The 25034-nt window shown below is 61.9% G+C and carries 18 protein-coding genes, 1 tRNA gene and 1 pseudogene; 6 read left to right on the forward strand and 14 right to left on the reverse strand.

All coding sequences use genetic code 11. The features are described 5' to 3' along the window. Positions 1-213 precede the first annotated feature (213 nt). The 6 genes and pseudogenes from GOQ25_RS09455 to mnmC form a co-directional block, all read right to left on the reverse strand. Positions 214-289, reverse strand: a tRNA-Lys gene (locus GOQ25_RS09455). Between the two features lie 82 nt (positions 290-371). After that, positions 372-1169: a MetQ/NlpA family ABC transporter substrate-binding protein gene (locus GOQ25_RS09460; RefSeq protein WP_160350213.1), complete on the reverse strand. Its 798-nt coding sequence runs from the start codon at positions 1167-1169 to the stop codon at positions 372-374. Positions 1170-1193: 24 nt separating this feature from the next. Next, positions 1194-1847 (reverse strand): methionine ABC transporter permease, encoded by a 654-nt coding sequence (locus GOQ25_RS09465; RefSeq protein WP_160350214.1) that lies wholly within the window; start codon positions 1845-1847, stop codon positions 1194-1196. Further along, positions 1807-2890: pseudogene (locus GOQ25_RS09470) on the reverse strand (methionine ABC transporter ATP-binding protein); the annotation flags it as partial. The gene GOQ25_RS09465 and the pseudogene GOQ25_RS09470, both read right to left, overlap by 41 nt. 299 nt (positions 2891-3189) lie before the next feature. Next, positions 3190-5415, reverse strand: a complete 2226-nt coding sequence (locus tag GOQ25_RS09475) for a glycoside hydrolase family 31 protein (RefSeq protein ID WP_160350216.1) — start codon at positions 5413-5415, stop codon at positions 3190-3192. A gap of 222 nt (positions 5416-5637) precedes the next feature. After that, positions 5638-7569, reverse strand: coding sequence for an FAD-dependent 5-carboxymethylaminomethyl-2-thiouridine(34) oxidoreductase MnmC (gene mnmC / locus GOQ25_RS09480; protein ID WP_160350217.1), 1932 nt, complete (start codon positions 7567-7569; stop codon positions 5638-5640). Between the two features lie 217 nt (positions 7570-7786). Here mnmC and GOQ25_RS09485 point away from each other — a divergent pair, with 217 nt between their 5' ends. Further along, a complete protein-coding gene (locus GOQ25_RS09485; RefSeq protein WP_160350254.1) occupies positions 7787-8638 on the forward strand; it encodes an inositol monophosphatase family protein in 852 nt (283 codons plus the stop codon). 106 nt (positions 8639-8744) lie between these two features. Here the strand turns inward: GOQ25_RS09485 and GOQ25_RS09490 are convergent, their stop codons facing one another. Then, entirely contained in the window at positions 8745-10412 is a 1668-nt protein-coding gene (locus GOQ25_RS09490; protein WP_160350218.1) for an AMP-binding protein, read from the reverse strand. Positions 10413-10499: 87 nt separating this feature from the next. Here GOQ25_RS09490 and GOQ25_RS09495 point away from each other — a divergent pair, with 87 nt between their 5' ends. Further along, the gene (locus tag GOQ25_RS09495; RefSeq protein ID WP_160350219.1) at positions 10500-11699 is read left to right on the forward strand and encodes a M20 aminoacylase family protein; all 1200 of its coding nucleotides are present in this window, start codon (positions 10500-10502) and stop codon (positions 11697-11699) included. Between the two features lie 22 nt (positions 11700-11721). On the opposite strand, the gene GOQ25_RS09500 is transcribed toward GOQ25_RS09495, so the two are convergent. Further along, on the reverse strand, positions 11722-12600 hold the full coding sequence (locus GOQ25_RS09500; protein ID WP_160350220.1) for a LysR family transcriptional regulator: 879 nt from the start codon (positions 12598-12600) through the stop codon (positions 11722-11724). A gap of 103 nt (positions 12601-12703) precedes the next feature. Between GOQ25_RS09500 and GOQ25_RS09505 the strand changes: the two genes are divergently transcribed. The 3 genes from GOQ25_RS09505 (at position 12704) to mgtE (ending at position 15846) form a co-directional block, all read left to right on the forward strand. Continuing rightward, a complete protein-coding gene (locus GOQ25_RS09505) occupies positions 12704-13747 on the forward strand; it encodes a YeiH family protein (protein WP_160350221.1) in 1044 nt (347 codons plus the stop codon). 214 nt (positions 13748-13961) lie between these two features. Beyond that, positions 13962-14369, forward strand: a complete 408-nt coding sequence (locus tag GOQ25_RS09510) for an acyl-CoA thioesterase (protein ID WP_160350222.1) — start codon at positions 13962-13964, stop codon at positions 14367-14369. A 10-nt stretch (positions 14370-14379) separates the two neighbouring features. Beyond that, positions 14380-15846, forward strand: coding sequence for a magnesium transporter (mgtE, locus tag GOQ25_RS09515; RefSeq protein ID WP_160350223.1), 1467 nt, complete (start codon positions 14380-14382; stop codon positions 15844-15846). 51 nt (positions 15847-15897) lie between these two features. Here mgtE and GOQ25_RS09520 read toward each other — a convergent pair whose 3' ends face one another. The 4 genes from GOQ25_RS09520 to GOQ25_RS09535 form a co-directional block, all read right to left on the reverse strand. Further along, on the reverse strand, positions 15898-17160 hold the full coding sequence (locus GOQ25_RS09520; protein WP_160350224.1) for a D-amino acid dehydrogenase: 1263 nt from the start codon (positions 17158-17160) through the stop codon (positions 15898-15900). A gap of 24 nt (positions 17161-17184) precedes the next feature. Next, the gene (locus GOQ25_RS09525) at positions 17185-17901 is read right to left on the reverse strand and encodes a VOC family protein (protein ID WP_160350225.1); all 717 of its coding nucleotides are present in this window, start codon (positions 17899-17901) and stop codon (positions 17185-17187) included. A 54-nt stretch (positions 17902-17955) separates the two neighbouring features. After that, positions 17956-20700: a preprotein translocase subunit SecA gene (secA, locus tag GOQ25_RS09530; protein WP_160350226.1), complete on the reverse strand. Its 2745-nt coding sequence runs from the start codon at positions 20698-20700 to the stop codon at positions 17956-17958. Between the two features lie 190 nt (positions 20701-20890). After that, a complete protein-coding gene (locus GOQ25_RS09535; RefSeq protein ID WP_160350255.1) occupies positions 20891-21904 on the reverse strand; it encodes a M23 family metallopeptidase in 1014 nt (337 codons plus the stop codon). A gap of 43 nt (positions 21905-21947) precedes the next feature. Here GOQ25_RS09535 and GOQ25_RS09540 point away from each other — a divergent pair, with 43 nt between their 5' ends. Beyond that, positions 21948-22433, forward strand: a complete 486-nt coding sequence (locus tag GOQ25_RS09540) for a DciA family protein (protein WP_160350227.1) — start codon at positions 21948-21950, stop codon at positions 22431-22433. Positions 22434-22653: 220 nt separating this feature from the next. Here GOQ25_RS09540 and lpxC read toward each other — a convergent pair whose 3' ends face one another. After that, positions 22654-23577, reverse strand: coding sequence for a UDP-3-O-acyl-N-acetylglucosamine deacetylase (lpxC, locus tag GOQ25_RS09545; RefSeq protein ID WP_160350228.1), 924 nt, complete (start codon positions 23575-23577; stop codon positions 22654-22656). Positions 23578-23774: 197 nt separating this feature from the next. After that, the gene (gene ftsZ, locus GOQ25_RS09550; RefSeq protein WP_160350229.1) at positions 23775-24962 is read right to left on the reverse strand and encodes a cell division protein FtsZ; all 1188 of its coding nucleotides are present in this window, start codon (positions 24960-24962) and stop codon (positions 23775-23777) included. Positions 24963-25034: the final 72 nt, after the last annotated feature.

The raw sequence follows: 25034 nt of genomic DNA on the forward strand, positions 1-25034 counted from the left end.
GTGACGAATGCAGGCCCCTGCGCGCGCGCGCCATCCTCTCGTCAGAATAAAGCCCCTGGACCTACACCACGCTTAGCCCGACACGCCCGATTCAAAGGACAAAAGAAAAAGCTGACCCAAGGGTCAGCTTTTCGACATCCATGCGTAGCGGATAGAACCATGCCAGATGCTGGCACCTGCTGCCCGCAGGCAATGCATGGCTTAACAATTTGGTGGTGGGCCCTGCGAGACTCGAACTCGCGACCAACGGATTAAAAGTCCGCTGCTCTACCGACTGAGCTAAAGGCCCGACCGAAGCCCGAGATTATGACGAAGTTATTTTCGTCTGTCAAATCGGAATTCGATGATCGTCAAAAACAATCCGTCCGTGCTTACCAGGCGGCAGTGACCGCGCCCTTGAACTTCTCTTCGATAAAGGCCTTGACCGGGGCGCTCTGGTAGATGCCCACCAGTTTCACCAGATCGGGACGATCTTTATCCTGCTCGCGCACGACCAGTACATTGGCGTAGGGCGACTCGGCGGATTCACGCACGATCGCGTCCTTGTTCGGGTCCAGACCGGCTTCCATGGCGAAATTGGTGTTCACCGCCGACGCGTCGACATCGTCCAGCGAACGTGGCAATTGCGCGGCGTCCAGTTCGACGAAACGCAGCTTGCGCGGGTTCTCGGTGATATCTAGAGGCGTGGCTTTCAAGCCGGCTTTGGGATCCAGCTTGATCAGGCCATTTTGCTGCAACAGCAGCAACGCGCGGCCGCCGTTGGTTGGGTCGTTTGGAATGCCGATCTGTGCGCCCTGTTTGAGCTCATCCAGGCTCTTGACCTTCTTGCTGTAAATACCGATGGGGAACACCACGGTCTTGCCGATGCTCACGAGCTTATAGCCGCGGTCGGCGTTGGCCGTGTCCAGATACGGTTGGTGCTGATAGCTGTTCAGATCCAGATCGCCAGCAGCCAGCGCGGCATTCGGCTGCACGTAGTCGCTGAACTCGATGATCTGCACTTGCAGGCCTTGCTTGGCCGCCTCTTGTTTCACCACATCGAAAACCTGGGCGTGCGGCCCGGCGGTAACGCCTACCTTCAGCGGCTTGTCCTGAGCCAGCGCGGGTTGCGCGATCACGGCAGCGCCCAGGGTTAGGGCGGCTAACGACTTGAGAAGCTTGATACTCATGATATGTCTTCCGAGTAGGAAAAATTAGCGATGCGACATGCGACGCACGAGCCAGTCGCCCAGCCCCTGCACCACCTGCACCAAAACTACCAACACGACCACAACGGCCAGCATCACTTCCGGCTGGAAGCGCTGATAGCCATAACGAATCCCCACGTCGCCCAAGCCGCCGCCGCCAATCGCGCCAGCCATCGCGGAATACCCGATCAGGCTGATGATCGTGACAATGGTGGCCGCCACGAGACCCGGCAATGATTCCGGCAACAACACTTTGACGATGATCTGTAACGGGCTCGCCCCCATGGCACGTGCCGCCGTCAGAAGGCCCGCATCGACTTCACGCATCGCGTTTTCGGCGATGCGCGCCATGAACGGAATGGCAGCGACCGACAATGGCACGATCGCCGCCGTGGTGCCGATGGAGGTCTGCGCAATCAGCCGCGTAAACGGAATGATGGCAACCATCAAGATGATGAACGGCACCGAACGCGTGATGTTCACAATGGCGCCGAGCACGCGATTAATCGCCAGGTTTTCCAACATGGCACCGCGTGCCGTCACGACCAGCACCACGCCTAGCGGGATACCGATCAATACGGCAATCAAGCTGGGAATCCCCACCAGCAGCAGCGTTTCCCCGAGCGAGGTAACAAGCAAATTTATCAATTGTGAATTCATGGCGCGATGTCTTCCACGGAAATGTCTAGGGCGGCCAATGCTTTGAGCGCCTGCTCTACCGCGAGCGGTGCGCCTTGCGCCAGCACGAACAAAGTGCCCACCGCAACGCCTTGAATGTCTTCCACCCGGGCTTGCACCAGGCTGATATCCAGCGCGTGCTCCCGCGTCAGATTGGATAACAGGGTGCCGGAATTCGCGCCCGCCAACCGGATACGCCACAGACGCGCAACCGTGCCGGGACGCGCTGCTTCGAGCTCGGCCAGACGCGCATGGGCAGCCGCCAGCGTCGTATCCGTCAGATCGGAGGCCGTTGCCGCCGACACCATCGCGCGCGTGACGTCATGTTTGGGCGAAGCAAAAATGTCCTGCGTGCGGCCCGACTCCACAACCTGACCATGCGAAAGCACAGCCACGCGATCACAGATCTCGCGCACGACTTCCATCTGGTGCGTAATCATCACGACCGTAACACCGGTCTTTTTATTGATGTCGCGCAATAACGCCAGAATATTGTGAGTGGTCTCGGGATCGAGCGCCGAAGTGGCCTCGTCGCTCAGCAACACATCGGGATCGTTGGCCAGCGCACGCGCAATGCCGACGCGCTGTTTTTGTCCACCGCTGATCTGGCTGGGATAGCGATCGCGTAGATGCTCCAGGCCTACCAACTTGAGCAAGCGCTCCACCTTGGCGGGAATCTGGCTGCTCGGCACACCGGCGATTTCTAGCGGCAAAGCAACGTTGCCATACACCGTACGGCGGGCGAGCAGATTAAACCCTTGGAACACCATGCCAATCCGCCGGCGCTGCTGGCGCAGCTCGGTTTCGCCCAGGCCGGTGAGTTCGGTCCCGCCAATGGAGATGGTGCCGCTGTCCGGGCGCTCGAGCAAGTTGATGCACTGGACCAGCGTGCTTTTACCGGCCCCGCTGGGACCGATGATGCCGAAAACTTCGCCCTGCTCGATATGCAGGCTGATGTCGCGCAGGGCCTCGAATCGGCCGCGCGGCGTCGCGTAAGTCTTCGCTAAATGTTGGATGTCAATCATGGCGTTGCGATTGTGAGAGATCGCGCTTCTAAAGAGAACGACAGTTTCGTCTCTGTTTAATAACTAAATGGAATAAAGGATGGGCGCGCAACAGTGCCTCGCAGATCGCACGGTCCTGCGAAGGCATGCGGAATCATGACGCGGGGGTCCCGGGAGGCCGCCTTGAGCCCTGCCTCGCACGCCGCGCGCGACCTTCCCTTGTCACCCAGGATGCGAGCGAGTAGGCGAGAGTACAACGCAGAGGCAGCAGGCTTTTGCGCCCGCCGGCAATGTTGCGCCAGCGGGCGTTCGGCGGCAGATCAGCGCGCGCGAGAAATGCGCACTTCGGCGCCGCGTCGTTTCACCTCAAGGCCCTCGGCGGGCAGGATGCGCAAGCCTTCCAGCCCCTTGATATAGCTGGAGCCCTGCATCTGCATGACGCGGATCTTGTTACGCATCACGACCGGGTTATGCACCGGCATGCCAAACATCCATACCTCGTCCAGAATGCGCGCGGAATTGAATTCGCCCGCATGCTGAACCGCCGGTCCGAGGCACAGCATATGCCCTTCGCGACCAAAGACCGGATACTTGTCCAGCCCCCACTCCACCGCCAGCGTCGTGCCGCCTTCGTAGCGATAGCCGGTGTTCAGATCCCACCAGGCTTCGCCCTTGGGCAGATACACGTTCACGCTATTGCCAGGCTGCATCACCGGTGCAACCAGCAACGCCGGCCCCAGCAGGTATTGCAGATCCCAATTGTGGGCTTCGGGATCGTTGGGGAAGCTCAGCGCCATCGAACGCTGCACCGGCAAGCCGGTCCGCACGGAATCCTCGATCGCGCCCAGCACATAGGGCACCAGGCGATAACGCCATTGCAGCCAGGTGCGCGCCTGCTCCAGCGCCTCGTCGCCAAAGTCCCAAGGCATCAAGCCCGGCACGCCTTGGAAACAGAAGTTCGCCGAGAACACCCCGACGGTCAGCCAGCGCAGATAAAGCTCTGCGCTCATGTTGTCTAGCGGCGCGCGCGCCGAGCCGATGTTGTGCACCTGCACCGGCACACCGCTCGCACCAATCGACAAGGCGGTGCGCAAGGTGTGCTCCAGGCCGTCCCAGTCGTTCGTGACCTCGGGGCCTAGCTGCCATGGCAGACGCTGTGCCGCCGGGAATAGATCGGTGCTGGGCACCACGCCTTCTGGCGGCACCTTGTGTCCGGCCACCGCCTCGAACAAGCCGCGACGGGCCAGCAGCGGATACTGCGTGCGCAGAATCGCGCCCGTATCGCCGTTGCGCGCACTGACGCCATCCGGAATATCGATTTGCGCATTGCAGACCGGTGCATCCAGACCGTCGTCGATCAGCTGACGATGACGTTCGATCCAGAGGTTATACACATCGCGGTAGGTCAGATCGAGCAAGCCATAGGGACGTCCGCCGGTGGCTTCGTTGCCCTCGAACACCTGAGCGCCACCATCGTCGTTGGTGAGCAGCCAGCCGCGGTCTTCGAGTTCCTCGAACAACGGAGTGGACTGAATCACGCCCGGAAAACCGGTCGCGGCCAAATGCACATGCTGCTCACGGAACCGCGCAAGCAAAGGCTTGGCCTCGGGAAAGCGTTGGCTATCCCACTCGAACACGGCCTTGTCGGCCTGAAAGCCCCAGGCGGCCGGCGTGGCGAATTTCACCACGTCCAGCGGCAGTTGCAGCTCGCGCATGCGCTCGACCAGGCCCAAGGTATCGATGGCCGACTGGCCCTCGGGCTGTTGCAGCCATGCCCCCATGGCCCACAGCACGGGTTGCCCCGCGCGGCCGGTCAGCGCACTGTATTGATTGAGTATCTCGACGGGTTCGCCGGCGAAGATGAACAGGTCCAGGACATTGTCCTCGACGCTCAAGGTGTACGCGGACGCCGTCGGCGCCACGCCCAGGTCATGATGGGCGCGGTGCATGGTGTTCACATAAACGCCCCAACCCCGAGGACTCCAGGCCAGCGGCAGCGCGCGATGGGCCGGGTCATCGGAGACGATGGCTTCCTCGCGACGATTCAGATCACCCGAGGTTTCTCCCAGGCCATACAGACGCTCATCGTCGGCCAGCGTAAATGCGGCGTTCCAGACAGCGTTGTCGTCGTCATCGAGTGCGTTGTAACCGAACGCAGGCTCATGCTCGGACACGTCCGAGGCCAGCACCTGCGTTTCGCCGCGATAGAGCGCGATGCGAACCGGGTCAGTCAGAACATCCAGCGAGATTTCACCCTGGGTGATGCGCCAGCCCTTGCCATCCTCGTGAGGCGTGACAACGCACTCGCCGACGGCCTCCTGGCGAGCTAACAACATATCCGCCACCGCGCGCACGCGCGCACTGGGCTTTTCCTCATTCAGGACATTCGCCTGGCCGCAGCGCAGGCGAAAAACACCAGGCGCGTGCGCCTCGACTACCAGGTGCAGCCCATCACCCGCATCGAAATCGACGCGGCTGGAACGTGACGAGAGCAACTCGACGGCGTCGAGCTGGGTAGTATGGGCAAAGTCGTACTTGGGCGGCACAGAGCATCCCCCGGCTTAAGCCAAAAAAACCGTTAAAAGACGTTATTTTGACGGATTTGTTCCACGAAATAAAATCGGGCGCGTTTTTTGCGTCAAAAACTCCCGGCAAGTTTGTCCAAAAATCGCGCAACCATCCTTGGCATCAGGATGCCAAAGCCATTTTCACTGGTTATTTTTCAATCAAATCAGTCATTTACATAAAAACCACAATCACACCGATCATTAACGTGGTGCAAGCGCAGTCAATAAGTCGGCTTCAAGCGGCAAAGGCTCGTCGCAAAGGGCCGACGCGATAATATCCCCCGCCAAAGCCGACCAGCTCAAACCACGCGACGCATACCCGGCAGCCAGCCAGACCCCCGGTGCATGGGCGAGCGGGCCGATCGCCGGCAAACGACCTGGCAACACTGCGCGCCACCCCGCCCAGCCTGGCAATTGGCCAGGTGCGCAAGAAGTCGGCCAGTCATAGCCAAGCAGCCCACGTACCTTGCCTAAAACGGTGTGCTGCCCCTCTGCCGTCATCTGCGACACGCTGGCGCCGTGCTCGTAGGTACTGCCCGCCACGCAAACACCGTCGACGGCAGGCAACAGATAGCCTTCGCCGCCGATAATGCAGCGCGGCCCTCCCGCCAGGTCCGAGGCGGTCAACAAGCTAACCTGGCCAGCTAACCGGTGCATTTGAGCCAGCCGGGGCAGCGGATCCAACAGACCGCTGCTTCGCAGCAGAGCCTGTGCGCCGAAGGCGTTAGCCAGGATCACGGTTGTCCCTCGGGCCAGGACAACGCCATCCGCGTCACAGACTTCCCAACCGGTTTCCGCGCGCTGCAACACGCTGGCCACGCCAACCACGCGACGCACGCCTTCGGCTTGCAATAACGCCGGGATCAGCCTGGCCGGCTGCACCAGCATTCCCTCGCGGAAAAACACTCCCCCACGCGCCACAGAAATTCCCGCCAGCGACGAAGCCTGTTCGCGGTCCACGGGGTGCGCCCAATCCCCCGGAAACCGAAGTTGGGACAGCGTTTCCCCCAAGGCCGCGCTGCGCCCTTCATCACGGTCCAACTGCAGCGTGCCGCAACGCAATGGCGCCGCCTCGCCGGACAGCCCCGCCCAACGGGCCCACGCTCGCGCGCTGCCGGCTCGGGACAAACGCGCCCGGGAATTATCGTCCCGAGCGATTACAGGCGTGAGCGCGGCCGCAACGTGACCGGCATGCGACATCGCCTGCGGCGTGCTGGCAGGATCGATCACCACGACGGGACGGCCACGCAATGCGAGCGCCTGCGCGAGGCCGGCTCCCGCCAGCCCGGCTCCGATGATGACGACTTCCCCGGATTTATCCGTGTCGGCATCGCGCGCCGCATCCCATATGCGGTCGTCGAAGCCAGCGGCCTTGCCCGAGGCGACGGTCGGCGAAAACTCGCCACTCGCCCCCGTATCCGGTTTGGAACGCACCCCAACTGTCATGTGCAGTTTGCCCGCATAACCCGGCTGACGGCCGACGTCGAAACCCGCGTCAACCAGCGCACGGCGCACGGCTCCCGCGCTTGCCCAAGTGGCCAATGTCGCGTCGGGCGCGGCCAGGCGTGCCAGATCGCGCATCAGCTCGGGCCGCCATAGATCCGGATTCCGACGAGGGGCGAACCCGTCAAGGAAATACGCATCAACCCGCGCGCGCAGGCGTGGCACCACGGTGGCCGCATCGCCAAACGCCAAGGTCAGCGTCACCGCCCCACCCTCGAACTCCAGACGATGCAGGCCGGGCAGACAGGCGGGCCATTGCGCCACCAGTTGCTCGGCCAAACCGCGCAACGCGTCCGGGGCAATGCGACGCAATATCTGAGTCACGTCGTCGCGAGCAAATGGATGTGCTTCGACCGACAGCATATGCAGTCGCCGAGACCGCGCCGGGTCGTCGCGCCAGGCACGCCACAGCGCCAGAAAATTCATGCCTAGACCAAACCCGGTTTCACACACCGTGAAGCTGGCACGCCCTCGCCATCGTTGCGGCAAGCCATTGCCACGCAGAAACACGTATTCCGCCTGCCCGAGCGCACCTGCCGTGGAGTGATAGACGTCCCCGTAGAAGGTATTGCGAAAATGCCCTTCGGCATCAAAACCGACATCGGGTGGAATAAGCGGTACGTAAGACATCAGACGGGAACGAAACGAAGTTCGAAGATACTAACGAGCCAAGTACAGGCGACATGCTGAACCTGGTCTCAACTTGTGACGCCGCACAGCATACCGAAAGTGACGGCTTCATGACGTGGGCTGAAAACGACGAGTTGCGTGGGAATCGGGCTTCTCGCGGGTGCGTGCAGATCGCTTGGCTTACACTGAACTCATACCCAACCTCGAAGCGATCATCATGCCGCATTCTTCCACGCTCGATCTGGGCGCTGCAATCGACACAGCCGCAACGGCGGCGCATACCGGCGCGGGCATATTGCAGGCCTATGCGCATAACCGTGGCGATCTCGTCATCGACCACAAGGCCCGCAACGATCTCGTCTCGCAAGCCGACCGCGAAGCGGAAGCCGCGATCATCGAGGTATTGCGCGCGCGCACCCCAGAATTCGGTATTGTCGCCGAAGAGTCCGGCGGCGCCGCTCAGGGCCTTGCGACCTGGTATATCGATCCCCTGGATGGCACCACCAATTTTTTGCACGGCATTCCGCACTATGCGGTGTCGATTGCGCTGGTGGCGCACGCCGGCACGCGCGCGGGCCTGGGCGAACCTTTAAAAGAAGACACACCGGTCATCGGTGTCGTCTATGACCCTTGCCGCGAAGAGCTTTTCACCGCGGTCTATGGCATAGGCTCGTGGCTGAATGGCCGCCGCATTACCTGTTCGCGTACGGCCTCGCTCAATGACGCCGTGCTGGCGACGGGGTTCCCGTTTCGGGACTTCAGCTTTGCCGATCAATACATGCCCATGCTGCATGACGCTATCCGCACCACGCGCGGCGTGCGGCGCATGGGCGCGGCCGCGCTCGATCTGGCATGGACGGCTTGTGGACGGTATGACGGCTATTGGGAAATGGGCCTCGCGCCTTGGGATGTGGCGGCGGGCACCTTGATCATGCGCGAAGCGGGTGGCGTGTGCCACGATATGCATCAGCGCGACCCGTGGCCGATCGGCGGACGCTTGGTTGCTGGCAATCCCGAAATTGCGCTCGCACTTCAGGAAATGATCTCGCCCCATCTACGTGTGGAGTAGCGTCAGCGCCGCCAGGCTTGCCGCGGGGCGAATCGGCCCCGCATACGTTCAGACATGCCAATGGGCAGGCTCGCTCGGCAAAGCAGCCACGACGTGAACTCCAGGCCTAATCGGTCTTTAACTCACGACGCAGGATCTTGCCCACGTTGCTCTTGGGCAATTCGTCGCGGAATTCCACTGAGTGCGGGCGTTTATAACCGGTGAGCTTTTCCTTGCACCATTCGATCAGCTGCGTTTCGGTCAGCGAGGAATCGCGCCGCACCACGAACGCTTTCACCGCCTCGCCCGAGTGCGGGTCGGGCACGCCGACCACTGCGCACTCCAACACCCCGGGGTGCGAGGCGATCACGCTTTCCACCTCATTGGGATAGACCTTGAAACCCGACACGGTGATCATGTCCTTCTTGCGATCCACGATACGGGTGTAGCCCTTTTCATCCATGATGCCGATATCGCCGGTCCGGAAAAATCCATCGGCGGTCATCGATTTGCGAGTTTCGTCGGGCCGGTTCCAGTATCCCAGCATCACCTGAGGTCCCCGGATGCACAACTCGCCGCGCTCTCCCAGCGGCACCTCATTGCCATCGTCATCCAGAATCGCTACCTCGGTCGAAGGAACCGGCAAGCCTATCGAACCGGAGTACGCATCGGTGTCGGTCGGGTTCACCGTGGCCACCGGAGAGGTTTCGGATAAACCGTAGCCTTCGATCAGTGGCCGGCCCGTGATTTTCAACCAGCGCTGCGCCACGTGCGGTTGCACGGCCATGCCTCCCCCGAGGGTCAAGCGCAACTTGGAGAAATCGAGTTTGGCGAACTCAGGGTTTTCGGCCAAGGCGTTAAACAGGGTATTCACGCCAGGGAAAATATGCACGCCGCTCTCTCGCCACGCCTCGATCAAGGCACGCTGATCGCGGGGATTGATAATGAGCAGATTGCGCATGCCGGCATACATGCCATAGAGGCCGCAAACCGTCATCGCGAACACGTGATAGAGCGGCAACGCGCTGATGATGGTCAGCGGCGTGCCTTCCAGGTCTTTCAGCGCGGGCCGCACCACGGCTTCCATCTGTAATACGTTGGCGATCAGGTTGCCGTGCGACAGCATGGCGCCTTTCGGTATGCCGGTGGTGCCGCCCGTGTATTGCAGTACCGCGACGTCATCACGGCCGAGCGTGGGCGGCGTGAAGGTTGCGGCCGCGCCTTCGGCCAGCACGCGCGGCATACGCTGCGCGCCTTCGAGATGCCAGCTCGGCACGATACGCTTGATATGACGCGCGACGAAGTTCACCAGCGGAGCCTTTAAGCCGCCAAGCAAATCGCCCGGGCCGGTCACCACGATATGACGCAATGCTGCGCGATCGCTCACCGCTTGCAGGGTATGCGCGAAGTTCTCGAAGATCACAATGACTTCCGCGCCGCTGTCGAGCAACTGCCGTTGCAGTTCATCGGCCTTGTAGAGCGGGTTGAAATTGACCACCACCATCCCGGCGCGCAGTGTCCCCAAGAGGCTCACCAGATACGCGGGCACATTGGGCATCATCAACGCCACGCGCGCCCCTTTCTGCAGGCCTTGCTTTTGCAACCACCCGGCAAACCCGCGCGCGTGGCGATCGAGTTCGGCGTACGTCATGGACGATCCCATGGCCGTGCACGCCACACGGCTGGCATGCTTGTGGCACGCCTGATCGAGCAGCGCGGTGAGCGACGCGTACGACTCAATCGAGATTTCCGCGGGAACGCCTGGGGAATACTGGGCGAGCCAGGGGCGCGACATAGGGGAGCCTCCGTGTATAGTGATGCAACTGGTTTTTATATGCCGATAATACCCGGGTTATCCGGAGATCTACGCTAGGAGTCGCCGATGAACCTGCTCGAACCCATCGTAGCCTGGCGCCAGGATATCGCACGCATCCGCCGCGACATTCACGCCCATCCTGAACTCTCGTTCGAGGAGTTCCGTACCGCCGACCTGGTGGCCGCCAAACTGCAAGAATGGGGAATCGACGTGGATCGCGGTCTCGGTGGCACGGGCGTGGTCGGCATCATTCGCGGCAAGCTGTCGGGCTCTCGGACGGTCGGTCTGCGCGCCGACATGGACGCGTTGCCGATGCAGGAGGTCAATACCTTTGAGCATGCCAGCCAGACTCCCGGAAAAATGCATGCCTGCGGACACGATGGTCATACCGCGATGCTGTTGGCCGCGGCGCGCTATCTGGCGCAGCATCGTGACTTTGCCGGCACGGTGTACGTGATTTTTCAGCCCGCCGAAGAAGGCGGTGGCGGTGCCAAGCGGATGATCGACGATGGGCTGTTTACGCGGTTTCCGATGGAGGCGGTATTCGGTCTGCATAACTGGCCGGGCCTGCGCGTGGGTCAGTTCGGCGTGACGGCCGGGCCGATCATGGCGTCGAGCAATGAGTTCATCATCACGATTCAGGGTAAAGGCACGCATGCCGGGATGCCCCATTTAGGCGTGGATCCGGTGATGACGGCCGTGCAGCTGGCTCAGTCGCTGCAGACTATCATCACGCGCAATCGCAATCCATTAGACGCCGCGGTGCTGAGCATCACGCAGATTCATACGGGCAGCGCGGACAACGTAGTGCCTAATATCGCCACGATGCGCGGCACGGTGCGCACGTTCACGCACGAGACGCTGGACCTGATCGAGGCGCGTATGCGCGATATCACGCACCACACCTGCGCCGCGCTGGATTGCACGAGCCAGTTCGATTTTCAGCGCAACTATCCGCCCACGATCAACCATGTGGACGAAACCGCCTTCTGCGTCGAGGTGATGCGCGACATCGTCGGTGCGGAAAACATCCTCAATCCGGTTCAACCGACCATGGGTGCCGAGGATTTCGCCTTTATGCTGCAGGAAGTGCCGGGCTGCTATGTCTGGCTGGGCAACGGGGATGGGCAACACCGCGAGGCGGGTCACGGCGCAGGGCCCTGCATGCTGCATAACGGCAGTTACGACTTTAATGATGATCTGTTGCCCTTGGGCGGCACGTATTGGGTCGAGCTCGCACGCCGGTGGCTGGCGCGGGATGTATAAGCAGACGGTCGGTGGCGCTGCGTCACCGCAGCGCAAAACACGCCTCTAGAAAACGTTCGGCCGCGCGCGAGGACGCCTGCGAGTGAGGCACCAGAATACTCAGCGTCCGAGTCAGAGGTTGCGGATGCAGCCGGACCACGGCCAACGTGCCATCTTCATGGCGCATCGACATCAGCGACACAAATCCGATCCCCAGACCCGCGCGCACGGCCTGTTTGACGCCTTCGACCCCGGCGAGTTCGAGGCCCACGGCGGGTGCCAGACCTTCTTGTGCAAACGCCTGTTCCACGAGCCGGCGCACGCCGGATCCCGGTTCTCGCATCACCAGCGCGAACTGCACCAGCTCTTGCAGATGCGCAGCACCTTGTTTTGCCAAAGGGTGATCCGCACGAACGATCGCCACGACCTCATCCTGACGCCAGGGATGTACCGCCGTGTCAGCGGGTAAACCGACAGGGACTTCGCCCTCGATAAAAGCCAAGTCCAGCCGGGGAAGCCTCTCCACAATCTCGCTGGTATTGCCGTCTGACAGATGCAAACTCACAGCGGGAAACTGTTGATGGAATGCTGCGACAAGGCTCGGTAGCAGATAGCTCGCGGGCGTCGTACTGGCGCCTAGACGCAATGTGCCGGTTTCCAAGCCTTGCCACGACTCGCGCAGCGATTGGGTCTGTTGATACACCTGCCGCAACTGGCGCGCTTGCTCCGCCAAGCGTTCACCAGCGGGGGTCAAGGCCACGCCCTGGCCGCGCCGGCGATATAGCGGCTCGCCAAACCAGTCTTGCAGCAGCCGAAGCTGCCCGGACACCGCCGGTTGCGACAGGTGCAGCAGCTCCGCCGCGCGGCTGATACTGCCAACATCGGCGACATAGGCAAAGGTAAGTAACTGATCAGGCGTCATGGCAAATATCGGAATTTCTGATATTGAATATCCAAATTAAAAATTTCTCAAATAAAGAGGGGCGACTTAATATGCCGTTTAGTTATTTAGTAATGCGAATGCGATGTCGACCACCACTGCTCTCCCCGTGCCTACCCCTTGGCGTGACAAGCTCAATGGAGTGCTATTTGTCGCCCTGATGACCGTCGCGGTCATGCAACTGAGCGACTTGCCCTTCATTCGGCAATTGGGAATCTCGCCGTTGATCGTCGGCATTGTGTGCGGCATGCTCTACGGCAACTTCCTGCGCGGCACCATGCCGGCGGATTGGGCTGTAGGGGTGAATTTCACAGCGCGCCGCCTGCTGCGTATTGCGGTGGCGTTTTATGGTCTGAATATCAGCATCCAACAAATTGCTGACGTGGGCTTGCCCGGCCTGGCGGTCTCGGTGGCGGTCGTGGTGGGCACGTTGCTGATTGGCACCACTGTCGGGCAACGCCTGCTTGGCCTCGACCGCGACACCGCCATGCTGACGGCGGCCGGCAGCGCAATCTGCGGAGCGGCCGCCGTCCTAGCGTTTGAACCGACCCTGCGGGCGGCTCCACACAAAAGCGCGGTCGCCGTGGCGACCGTGGTGCTGTTCGGGACCTTGTCCATGTTCCTGTACCCGATCGCCTATCAGGCGGGCTGGCTACACCTCAGCACGCAGGAGCTCGGTCTGTATATCGGCGGCACCGTGCACGAAGTGGCCCAGGTGGTCGCGGCGGCCAGCAACATTGACCCCGCCACAACGGAGGTGGCGACCATCGTCAAAATGACCCGAGTGGCCCTGCTGGTGCCAGTGCTGTTGATCCTGGGCATGTGGCTGCGCAGCGCCGCCGCGCGCTCGGGCGGTGAACAGACCAAAACCCGTCTGCCCATCCCCTGGTTCGCGGTCGGATTTCTGGTGCTGGCCATCATTAATTCCCTGCACATCCTGCCCCCGGACGTCGTCCACGCGATCCGCCGGCTGGACGTGTTCGCCCTCACCATGGCGATGACCGCGCTTGGCATCGAGACACGCTTTGGCCAGATTCGTAAAGCCGGGCCTAAAGTCCTGCTGCTGGGCTTGATCCTGTACGCTTGGCTGGTTTTCGGCGGCTACTGGATTGTGAAGCTGGCGGCTTAAAACCCACACGCGTGCCGGCGCCGGGGCGACGTTCTTGCGAAATACGGTCCTGGCCCCGTCCCGCCGGCTGCGCCTTGCGGCGCCCTCAACGCGGCGAGGACGCGTCCCAGGATCGCCATGGGCCGAGCGATCGCGCAAAAACCCCGCTCGCGCCCGCAGACCTTGGCGTTTTGCTGCATAATCGGCCGGTTTTCATTGCGACTGGAGCCGGCCCATGTCTAGCGGCAAAGATTTCTCCACCTCCCTACCCGCCGGCCGGGATCCCGTGCTGCGAGTCATGCCCATGCCGGCTGACGCCAATATTCATGGCGACGTGTTCGGCGGCTGGATCATGGCCCAAGTGGATATCGCCGGATCCATCACCGCCGCGCGGCGCGCCGCCGGCCGGGTCGCCACCGTGGCGGTCAACGCGTTTCAGTTCAAGCAACCCGTCTTTGTGGGCGATCTGCTGAGTTTCTATACGACTATCGTTAAGACGGGTACGACTTCGGTTACTGTGTCTGTTGAGGTTTACGCCGAGCGTAACCGGATGGATGCGGAGGTCGTCAAAGTCACCGAGGCGGTGCTGACCTACGTCGCCACGGACGAAGCCCGGCGCAGCCGCCCCCTGCCCACTCTGTAAAGTCTGATTTATGTCGCAGCCCGCCGCCCCCACCGCGACACCTCGCCGCCTGGACCCCGAAGACGCGCAGCACGCGCTGTCCGAGGTGCAGGAGCTCCTGCGTCGCCAGAGGCTCGTCGAGGAGCTCGCGCAACGCCAGGAAACGGCCGACGACGAGGCCGCCCCGCGCGTCGAGGATCGCCTGCACCGTCAGCATGAAGCCGAGCTGAAATCGCTGGTCGACGCGCTGCACCCCGCTGACATCGCGTTCATCCTGGAATCGCTGCCTAAGGACGAGCGCCAGATGGTCTGGCGTCTGGTCAGCGCGACCCACGATGCCGACGTGCTGCTGGAAGTCGAAGACTGGGTTCGGGAATCGCTTATCGAAGCGATGGACCGCCAGGATCTGGTCGCCGCCACGGGCAGCATGGACGCCGACGAGCTGGCGGACCTGGCGCCCGATTTGCCGCCGGATGTGGTGGCGGAGGTGCAAAAAGGCCTGACCGACGAAGAGCGCGCGCAGTTGCTCGAAGCCATGGGCTACCCCGAAGACAGCGTGGGCGCCATCATGGACTTCGAGATGGTGCGCGTGCGCGAGGATGTCACGCTTGAGGTCGTCCTGCGTTATCTGCGCCGGCTGCACGAGCTGCCTGACCATACCGATCAAATCTTCGTGGTGGATCGCCAGGACAAGCTGCAAGGCGTCCTGCCGGTATCGCGCATGCTGGTGAGCGAGCCGGATACCGAAGTGCGCGAAGTGATGAGCACGGATTTCCTGACGCTCAATCCGCTGGATTCCGACGCGGATGCGGCGGGCGCGTTTGAACGGTATGACCTGGTGTCCGCGCCCGTGATGGACGACCAGGGCCGTCTGATCGGACGCGTGACCATCGCGGACGTGGTGGACGTGATCCAGGAAGATTCGCAGGAGCAAGCGCTCTCGCGTGCTGGTCTGCAAGAAGAAGACATCTTCGCCCCGGTGACCAAGGCCTTGCGCAACCGCGCGCCGTGGCTGTTGTTCAATCTCTGTACGGCGGCGACGGCGTCCCTGGTGGCGTCGCGCTTCGAGGACACCGTCAGCCACATCGTGATTCTGGCGTTCCTGATGTCTATCGTGGCGGGGATTGGCGGCAACTCCGGCAATCAAACCATGACCATGATTATCCGCGCCCTGGCCGTGGGCCGGATCACCGCGCGTAATCTCTGGCAGCTGGTCAAGCGCGAGCTGCTGGTCACCTTGCTCGTGGGTCTGTGCGGCAGCATCGTGGCGGCCCTGTTCGCCTGGGCGATATCGGATTCGATCTCCATCGCGCTGGTGATGATGGCGGCGATGATCTGCAACATGCTGGTCGGCGCCTCGGTGGGCGTGCTGGTGCCCATGGTGCGTACGCGGTTCGGCAAAGACCCAGCCATCGGCTCGTCGGTCTTGTTGACGTTTGCCACGGACTCGCTGGGCTTTTTTATCTTCCTGGGACTGGCGACTTTGTTCCTGGTGTAACGCGCAAGCGCCCTGACGCGTGCACACAGGCGTGCGCACGCGACGAAGCGTTCAGGCGTACCGGTCCACTGTCAGGCCTTCCAGATCGACCTCCGGCTCGCGGCCGGTGACGATGTCGGCCACGATCTTGCCCGTCCCGCAGGCCTGCGTCCAGCCGTTCGAACCGTGCCCGCAGTCCAGATAAAGGTTGCGGTAGCGCGTCTTGCCGAGTATCGCCGGGCCATCCGGGGTCATGGGCCGTAAACCTGCCCAGGCTTGGGCTTCCTCGATCCCCACGCCTTGCGGAAACCATTCACGGACGACGTTTTTCAAAAAGGCCACGCGTCCAGGGTCGACATTGGCATCGTAACCTTTAAGCTCCGCCATGCCTGCCGCGCGCACACGGTCGCCGAGCCGCGAGATCATGACCTTGTTGTACTCATCCATCAAGGCCGCGCGCGGCGCGCGTGAGGGATCGTGAATGGGGGCCGTGATCGAATAGCCTTTCATGGGGTAAATTGGCAATGAGATACCCAGTGGGCGCAGCAAGAACGGGGCTTGGGGGCCCAGCGCCAGCACATAGGCATCTGCCGTCAGCGGTGTGGACTGCCCTTCAATTCGTACCCCCTCAATGCGGTCTCCCGCCGACGGCAGCGCGGTAATCCGTGCGCCGTAGTGAAAGACAACGCCCTGCTGCGCCAGATAAGCCGCCAAGCAGGTCGCGAATTTATGACTGTCGCCCGAGCCATCCCGTGGCAGATACAAAGCACCTGCGATCGGAGCGTGGGAAGCCGCAAGCGCCGGTTCCTGCGCGCGCACCTCGTCGCCCTCCAGGAATCGCCAGGGCACTTCGTATTCGTCCAGCGCCTGGGTAATCCCTTTGACGAGCTTGAGTTCAGACGCCTGGCGAAACACCTGCAGCGTGCCGTCTTCGTGATAATCAAAATCCACCGGCAAGCCGGATGCCGCCAGCGATTTCAGGCAAGCATGGCTATAGTGCGCGACTCGCTGCATGCGCAGTTTATTGGCGCGAAAACGTTCCGCATTGCAGTTACCCACCCAGCGCGCCAGCCAGGCCAGCTTGCGGGGATTGGGCGACAAGGAAAACCGAATGGGCGCCTCGCGTTGCAAGGCCATTTTCAGGACCTTGCCTATCATGCCCGGCGCGGCCCACGGACCGGCGAAGCTGGGGCACAAGCCGCCGGCATTGCCAAAACTCGTTTCCAGCGCGGCCCCGGACCGGCGGTCCACCACGACCACCTCATGTCCATCGCGCCAAAGGTAATAGGCAGCCGCCATCCCGGCCACGCCCGCGCCCAGCACCGCTACTTTCATCGTTGTCTCCGTGCGCCCTGGCGGTCAGAGTCCGGTATTCAGTTCCCGCAGACCATCTTTATGCTGCAGGATCAGGCGCCCCAGACGCGGGATCAGCGCGGTCGCGTCGTGAATGACGCTGATGCGCAGATTGCCCAGCACGACGTCCCAGCCCTCGGGAGCTTCCTCGACGCGCGCGTCGGCGACCACGCCCAAGCGCCACGCCACCGCTTGTTCCTCGGCGGCATATACCTCAATGCGCTCGATGCGCTCGGCGCCGTTGGGGTGTGCCATCAAGCGCGGTGTCCACACGCATTCCGGCGTCAGATGCTGGCAGAAGTACATGCGGATGCCGGGCAAGGGCTGCTCGGCAAAGCGCACGGTCTGGAAGCTGGCCTGGATCTCTTTGCCTTCCACCATGGCTGGCCGCGTCAGCGCTTGAACGGGATTCGCGGCGAATCCTTCGTCGAGCAGGCGCTGGCGCGTGGCCTCGGCATCATAGGTGCGGAACACCAAGGCCTCCAGACCAAAGGGAGAATCGGCGATTTCCTTACGGGCGGGAGGCGCGCCTGGCGGCCAACCCAATAGCTCGATATAGGTGCTATCCAGCGCGATCAGGCGATTGCAGGAACCGAGGTTGTGGACCGACTTATCGCTAAGCAGGAATCCCTGCGCCTCGAAATGGGGCGCCAGCTCGTCGAGCCGGTCGCGCACCATCACCACGGCATGATCAAAATCGGTGACATCGGAAGGATGGAACATGACGACGCCTGCCTGAAAAAACAAAGGGGATGGCAATTTACCATCCCCTGAGCTTTATACGAGCTTACCGTGGCACTGCTTGTACTTTTTGCCACTGCCGCACGGGCACGGATCGTTGCGCCCGACCTTGGGCATGGCGTTGCGCGCGGGCTCCTGTGCCTGACCTTGCTGGTTGGCGTCGGCCTGAGCCAATGCTTCGTCGTAGTCGGAATGGTGGTACTGCACATTCTCGACCTGAGACTGATTGGCTTGCGCCTCGGCCTGCTCGACCTGCTCGGGCGACTGCACCCGCACGGTCATCAAGACGCGCACCACATCGTCACGGATGCGATCGAGCATATTGGAGAACAACTCGAAGGCTTCGCGCTTGTATTCCTGCTTAGGGTTCTTTTGCGCATAGCCGCGCAGATGAATACCCTGACGCAGGTGATCCAGCGACGACAAATGTTCACGCCAATGCGTATCGATCGCTTGCAGCATGATCGAACGCTCGAACTGCGCCCAGGGCTCGTCGCCCACCAGCGCGATCTTGCCAGCGTAGACCTCGCGCACGGCGGTAGCCACGCGCGTGAGGATATCCTCATCGGTGAGGCTGGCCTCTTTTTCCAGCATATCGGACAGCGGCAGCACCAGATGCCAGTCGGCCGCGAGCGTTTTCTCCAGGCCCGGAACATCCCACTGCTCTTCCACCGAATCAGCGGGGATGAAACGACGAACCATATCGGTGACGGCGGCGTCGGCGAGGTTCTCGACCGCAGTGCGTACCGAGGTCGATTCCAGCACCTCGTTACGTTGCGCGTAGAGCACCTTGCGCTGATCGTTGGCAACGTCGTCGTATTCGAGCAGCTGTTTACGGATATCGAAGTTGCGGCCTTCGACCTTGCGTTGCGCGGTCTCGATGGAACGCGTCACCATGCCCGCCTCGATCGGCTCGCCCTCGGGGAGCTTCAGGCGCTCCATGATGGCGCGCACACGATCGCCGGCAAAGATACGCATGAGCGGGTCTTCGAGCGACAGATAGAAACGCGAAGAACCCGGGTCGCCTTGGCGGCCGGCACGGCCACGCAGCTGGTTATCGATCCGGCGCGACTCGTGGCGCTCGGTACCGATGATGCGCAAGCCGCCGGCCTTTTTGACCTGCTCGTTCAACGGCAACCAATCGGCACGGATCTGCGCGATGCGGGCTTCTTTTTCGCTATCGGACAGCGACTCGTCGGCACGAACCAAATCGACTTGTTTCTCGACGCTGCCGCCCAGCACGATGTCGGTACCGCGACCGGCCATGTTGGTGGCGATCGTGATGCGACCGGGCTTGCCGGCCTCGGCCACGATCTCGGCTTCGCGAGCGTGCTGTTTGGCGTTGAGCACTTCGTGAGGCAATCCGGTCTGCTTGAGCAGTCCGGAAATCAGCTCGGAGTTTTCAATGCTGGTGGTACCGACCAAAACCGGCTGGCCGCGCTCGTGACAATCGCGAATATCGTTGATGATCGCGTTGTACTTCTCGGTCGCGGTCTTGAAGACCTGATCGTTCTGGTCGTCCCGGATCAACTTCTTGTTGGGCGGGATGATGACAGTTTCCAGGCCATAGATTTCCTGGAACTCGTAGGCTTCGGTATCCGCCGTACCGGTCATGCCCGAGAGCTTCTCGTACATGCGGAAGTAGTTCTGGAACGTGATCGATGCCAGCGTCTGGTTCTCGTGCTGGATCTTCACGCCTTCCTTGGCCTCAACCGCCTGGTGCAGGCCATCGGACCAACGACGACCCACCATCAGACGACCGGTGAATTCGTCAACGATGACGACCTCGCCGTTTTGCACCACGTATTGCTGATCGCGGAAGAACAGCGTGTGCGCGCGCAACGCCACCATCAAATGGTGCATCAACGAAATATGACGCGGGTCGTACAACGACTCGCCTTCGGGCAGCAGGCCTTGTTGCGCGAGCAGGCGTTCGGCCGTCTCGTGACCCTTTTCCGACAGGAACACCTGCTGAGATTTCTCGTCGACCCAGTAGTCGCCCTCGGGTTCGGGTTCGTGCGGCGTTGGCTCCGATGCCATGCGCGTGAGAAACGGCGGCACGGCATTCATGGCGCGGTACAGCTCGGTGTGATCCTCGGCCTGCCCGGAAATAATCAGCGGCGTACGCGCTTCGTCGATCAGGATGGAGTCCACCTCGTCGACGATCGCATACGACAGACCGCGCTGACGGCGATCTTCGACGCGATATTCCATGTTGTCGCGCAGGTAGTCGAACCCGAATTCGTTGTTCGTACCGTAGGTGATATCAGCCTGATAGGCGGCGATTTTCTCTTCGTTGGGCTGTTGCGGCACCACGACGCCAGTCGTCAGGCCCAGGAAGCCGTAGAGGCGCCCCATCCAGCCCGCATCGCGACGCGCAAGGTAATCGTTGACCGTCACGACGTGCACGCCCTTGCCAGCCAGCGCATTCAGATAGACCGGCAGCGTGGCCATGAGCGTCTTGCCTTCGCCCGTGCGCATTTCAGCGATTTTGCCGTTGTGCAGGGCGATACCGCCCAACAACTGCACGTCGAAGTGGCGCATGCCGAACACCCGCTTGCCCGCCTCGCGCACGACAGCAAACGCCTCGGGCAACAAATCATCCAAGGAGGTGCCCTGAGCGTACCGGTTACGGAACTCATCGGTCTTGGCGGTCAGCTCTACATCCGAGAGCGCAGCCATTTTGGGTTCCAGGGCATTGATCTGGGTTACCAGCTTGCGATACTGCTTAAGCAGCCGGTCATTGCGGCTACCTATGAGTTTTTTTAGCAGAGAAACCATGCGTGTCGGTGGCGGGCGCCGTCATTGCCTGGGCCCATCAAGGGCCGGCTCCGCGCGGCGCGGATTATTACTTAGGTTGAGCGGAGCAATTCCACTAGAAGCGATCGAGTTTAACGCACCTCGGAGAGTATCGGCTCAGCTTGGATCAAATGCGCGCGTAGCCTGACTAGTACGATGCAAATCAGGCGAATTACTGCGTCACTGTCGCGCGAGGCGACTGCGCCGTCTTCGAATGCGCCGCACGTGAGGTCGACGCTTGCGCCACAACGGGTGGCGTGGACTCCGGCCCCTGCAAGAACAGGCGCGGATCTAGCGGCTGGCCGGCCAGCCGCACCTCGAAATGCAGATGCGGTCCGGTGGACTGTCCCGTCGAGCCCACTAGCGCAACCTCTTGGCCGCGGCCCACGACTTCGCCGGGTTTGACCAAAAGCTTGGACGCGTGTGCGTAGCGGGTGATCAGGCCATCGCCATGATCGATTTCCACCGTATTGCCATAGCCTGGTTGGTAACGGGCATCGAGCACCACACCGCCCGAGGCAGCCAATATCGGCGTGCCCGCGGGCGCGGCGAAATCCAGGCCCTCGTGCATGGCATAGCGATGCGTCACGGGATTGCGGCGCCAGCCATAAGAGGAACTCAAATAAGGATAGTTACTGACCGGCATGGTCGAAGGCAGTCTGGCTTGATCGGCTGACCGCCGCGTCAGCGCGACATCCAGCATGCGCAAATTGTCGGTCTGCCGGGCCAGACGTGCCTGCAATGCGTCGAGTTGGCGTCCCAATTCTTCGGCGGACTCCAGCGCGGGTGGCGGCTGGCGGTCCGTGAACAAGTTGTCCATGACCTCCTCGGCTTGGGCCGGGGCATTGAGGCTGGCGGCCAGTTCAGGATCGGTGTAGGCCACCCCCGCTACTTTGGCCACGCGCCGTCCGACGCTGTCCACACTGACCAGCTTGGCCTGCAGCTCGCCCACCTTGGCCGCGAGCAGACTAATATTCTCTCGAAGGTAGGCCGCGTCGCGCTCGGGCTGCCCCCCGGGAGAATAGGCGGCCCAATCGACCTTATAGGCGGGCAAGGCCACGGGCGTCAGGTAACGCTGCAAGGTGGCGCCGACGAGCGCCGCGGTGGCCAGCATGGCGACCACAACCAGCCCCAAGCGCAGACCGCCCAGGACCTGTTGGCCGGGCTGGCCCTCGCGGGCGTGCATAATGACAATCTTCAAAGTAGGCAAATCCTGTTATTGAGACGGAATGAACCGATACACATCAAACCGCTCTCGTTCGCCAGGCGGGCGACGTAGTGAAACGCCGCTGGGATGGCTGGGGCACGACGCGCGCGGCGCGGGCGTGCTGGCGACAGCACGCAGGCACCTGCAGATACAACAGGCGATCGGCGCCATCCTGCCGCCCACGCTAGGCGTGGTCTGCGTCGTGGCCAAGCTCGAACCCCCGAGGCTGCAACTGGCGGTACCGAGCGCCGCGCATGCGGCCAAGCTGCGTCAGCTCGCGCCGCGAATCGTACAGGCGCTCAACACCCAAGGCTGGAACCTTAACGAAATTACGGTTCGTGTTCAAGCCGGGATGCCGCGCCCAGGCGCCAAGGCGCCACGTCCGCCCAAGGAAGCGCAGCCGCTCGGGCCAACCGCGTTGGGTGCGTTCGAAACGTTACAAGAGAGCCTGCGCCCTGGCCCTTTAGCCGACGCGGTGGCCAAATTGCTCGCGCATCACAAGGGGTGAATGGCACAACGTAGGCGTGGATACTACGCGCGCCGCGTTACAGTGTTGCGATTGAAAATTTGCTTGGCGGCCAGGCCCGACTGCTATCGGACAACGCCATCCGTTCACAGGGCGGACAACGCCATCAGCCGACAGGATTTGCCGATTTCGCCCAGCTCTGGCACGCCGCCATGCAGGCGCTACCGCGTAGCCGCCTGCACAACGAATCAGCAAAGTCCGATCAGGCGAGCTTCCATTCGTGGCGAAACGCTTGGGGCGCTGCCGCTTGCGACTCGTAAGTGACCAGTTCCCAGGCGTCGCGCTGCGCGAGCAAGGCGCGAGCGAGCTGATTGTTCAGGGCATGGCCGGATTTGCAGGCCACGTAACGGGCGACCAAGGGCTTGCCCACTAGATAAAGATCGCCAATTGCATCGAGGATCTTGTGTTTGACGAATTCATCGTCATAGCGCAAGCCATCGCTATTGAGCACGCGATACTCGTCCATGACGATCGCGTTGTCCAGACTGCCGCCCCGGGCCAAGCCCATGGAACGCAAGGCCTCGACCTCGTTGACAAAGCCGAAGGTGCGCGCGCGCGCAATCTCGCGCACGTAGGAATGCGTCGCGAAATCGATCTCGGCGAAATTCGCCGTGGAGTCGATCGCGGGATGACGGAAATCGATAGAGAAAGCCAGCGCGAAGCCTTCATGCGGCTCCAGACGGGCCCATTTCAGGTTTCGGCCCTCGCCTTCGCGGATTTCTACCGGTTTTTTTACGCGGATGAAGTGCTTGGGCGCATTTTGTTCGACGATGCCCGCCGAGCGCAGCAGGTACACGAAGGTCGCCGCGCTGCCATCCATGATGGGCACTTCTTCGGCCGTCAGATCGACATGCAGATTGTCGATACCCAGGCCAGCCAACGCAGACATCAAATGCTCGACCGTGGACACGCGCACATTGCCCTGTTGCAACACAGATGCCATACGGGTGTCGCCCACCGCATCGGCACGCGCGGGCAGATCAACCACTTCGGGCAGATCGACGCGGTGAAACACGATTCCGGTATTTGCCTCGGCAGGACGCAGGGTGAGCTCAACGCGACGCCCCGAGTGGACGCCTACGCCGGTCGTGCGAACGAGATTCTGAATACTGCGCTGTCGAAACATGGGTGATCTTTGCTTGAGCTTTGCCGGTAAATGCCTACAAATCGCCGGCGTAAGGTGACATTGTAACCTCGCCCGCCGTTGGGCGCCATGATTTAGCACGCGAACGCATACAAAGCCCGCCCGGCGTCCGGCCCGTCTGGGGAGACGAGCCGGCGCAGAGGGAGTCGGACCAGTTCCCTGGACCGTTTAACGCAACATCAATCGGCTTGCTTACGCAGGAAGGCCGGGATATCGAAATGATCCATACCCGAGCTTTCCAGCGCGCGGACCTGGGCCGACGCCTGCGAACGCGGATTGCGCATCACGGACGGCACATCCAGGTTGCGATAGTCGCCGCCCTGGCCGCCGGTCAGGGTGCCGATCATCGGCACGTCGTCGGTACCCGTGCGCAGGCCTTCGACCACGTTTTGCACCAGCTTCGGCGCAGCCACGCCACGGCCCAGGCCAGTTGCGACCACGGTCACGCGCAGGTTCTCGCCCATCGACTCGTCGTAGGCCGTACCGAAAATCACGGTGGCGTCTTCCGAAGCGTAGCTGCGGATGGTTTCCATGATTTCGCGCGTTTCGCGCATCTTCAGCGAACGGCTGGCAGTGATGTTGACCAGCACGCCACGCGCGCCGTGCAGATCCACGCCTTCGAGCAGCGGGCAAGCGATGGCTTGCTCGGCAGCCACGCGGGCCCGGTCGGCGCCGCTGGCGGTCGCGGTGCCCATCATGGCCTGACCCTGCTCGCCCATGATCGTCTTCACGTCTTCGAAGTCGACGTTCACATTGCCTTCGACATTGATGATTTCGGCAATGCCGGCGCAAGCGTTGTGCAGAATGTCGTCGGCCGACTTGAAGCAGTCTTCCTGGGTGGCATCCTCGTCCATCAGCTCATACAGATTTTCGTTGAGCACCACGATGAGCGAATGCACGTGCTTGGCCAATTCGGCGATGCCTTCTTCGGCCATGCGCAGGCGCTTGTTGCCCTCGAACGAGAAGGGCTTGGTCACCACGCCCACGGTCAGGATGCCCAATTCCTTGGCCACCTCGGCGACGACGGGGCCTGCTCCCGTACCGGTGCCACCACCCATACCGGCAGTGATGAATACCATGTGCGCGCCATTCAACGCGGCGCGGATTTCTTCACGAGCGGTCTCGGCCGAAGCGCGACCCTGTTCGGGCTTGGCGCCTGCGCCCAGGCCCGTGCGGCCCAAACGGATCTGCACCGGCGCGTTGGTCGCAGCCAGTGCTTGGGCATCAGTGTTCGCGCAGATGAAGTCCACGCCGCTCACACCGCTACGGATCATGTGGGCGACGGCGTTGCCGCCCGCGCCGCCAACACCGACGACCTTGATGACGGTCCCCTTGGTGTTGTTCTCAAGCATTTCAAAGTTCATCATTGACTCCCTCACAAGTCCAGATAATGCAGATCAGAAAAATTCCCCACCAACCTATGTTTTCAGGAGCGGCTG

The sequence above is a fragment of the Bordetella sp. 15P40C-2 genome, from assembly GCF_009763235.1.
In the GTDB taxonomy this organism is placed as follows: domain Bacteria; phylum Pseudomonadota; class Gammaproteobacteria; order Burkholderiales; family Burkholderiaceae_B; genus Bordetella_A.

Excerpts from the sequence above, each read along its gene's own strand:
- mgtE (WP_160350223.1), top strand. The coding sequence starts at position 14,380 with ATGTCGCAGCCCGCCGCCCCCACCGCGACACCTCGCCGCCTGGACCCC.
- GOQ25_RS09495 (WP_160350219.1), top strand. The coding sequence starts at position 10,500 with ATGAACCTGCTCGAACCCATCGTAGCCTGGCGCCAGGATATCGCACGC.
- GOQ25_RS09500 (WP_160350220.1), bottom strand. The coding sequence starts at position 12,600 with ATGACGCCTGATCAGTTACTTACCTTTGCCTATGTCGCCGATGTTGGC.
- GOQ25_RS09540 (WP_160350227.1), top strand. The coding sequence starts at position 21,948 with ATGAACCGATACACATCAAACCGCTCTCGTTCGCCAGGCGGGCGACGT.
- GOQ25_RS09505 (WP_160350221.1), top strand. The coding sequence starts at position 12,704 with ATGTCGACCACCACTGCTCTCCCCGTGCCTACCCCTTGGCGTGACAAG.
- mnmC (WP_160350217.1), bottom strand. The coding sequence starts at position 7,569 with ATGTCTTACGTACCGCTTATTCCACCCGATGTCGGTTTTGATGCCGAA.
- GOQ25_RS09510 (WP_160350222.1), top strand. The coding sequence starts at position 13,962 with ATGTCTAGCGGCAAAGATTTCTCCACCTCCCTACCCGCCGGCCGGGAT.
- GOQ25_RS09525 (WP_160350225.1), bottom strand. The coding sequence starts at position 17,901 with ATGTTCCATCCTTCCGATGTCACCGATTTTGATCATGCCGTGGTGATG.
- lpxC (WP_160350228.1), bottom strand. The coding sequence starts at position 23,577 with ATGTTTCGACAGCGCAGTATTCAGAATCTCGTTCGCACGACCGGCGTA.
- GOQ25_RS09465 (WP_160350214.1), bottom strand. The coding sequence starts at position 1,847 with ATGAATTCACAATTGATAAATTTGCTTGTTACCTCGCTCGGGGAAACG.
- GOQ25_RS09460 (WP_160350213.1), bottom strand. The coding sequence starts at position 1,169 with ATGAGTATCAAGCTTCTCAAGTCGTTAGCCGCCCTAACCCTGGGCGCT.
- ftsZ (WP_160350229.1), bottom strand. The coding sequence starts at position 24,962 with ATGATGAACTTTGAAATGCTTGAGAACAACACCAAGGGGACCGTCATC.
- GOQ25_RS09485 (WP_160350254.1), top strand. The coding sequence starts at position 7,787 with ATGCCGCATTCTTCCACGCTCGATCTGGGCGCTGCAATCGACACAGCC.
- secA (WP_160350226.1), bottom strand. The coding sequence starts at position 20,700 with ATGGTTTCTCTGCTAAAAAAACTCATAGGTAGCCGCAATGACCGGCTG.
- GOQ25_RS09520 (WP_160350224.1), bottom strand. The coding sequence starts at position 17,160 with ATGAAAGTAGCGGTGCTGGGCGCGGGCGTGGCCGGGATGGCGGCTGCC.
- GOQ25_RS09535 (WP_160350255.1), bottom strand. The coding sequence starts at position 21,904 with ATGCACGCCCGCGAGGGCCAGCCCGGCCAACAGGTCCTGGGCGGTCTG.
- GOQ25_RS09490 (WP_160350218.1), bottom strand. The coding sequence starts at position 10,412 with ATGTCGCGCCCCTGGCTCGCCCAGTATTCCCCAGGCGTTCCCGCGGAA.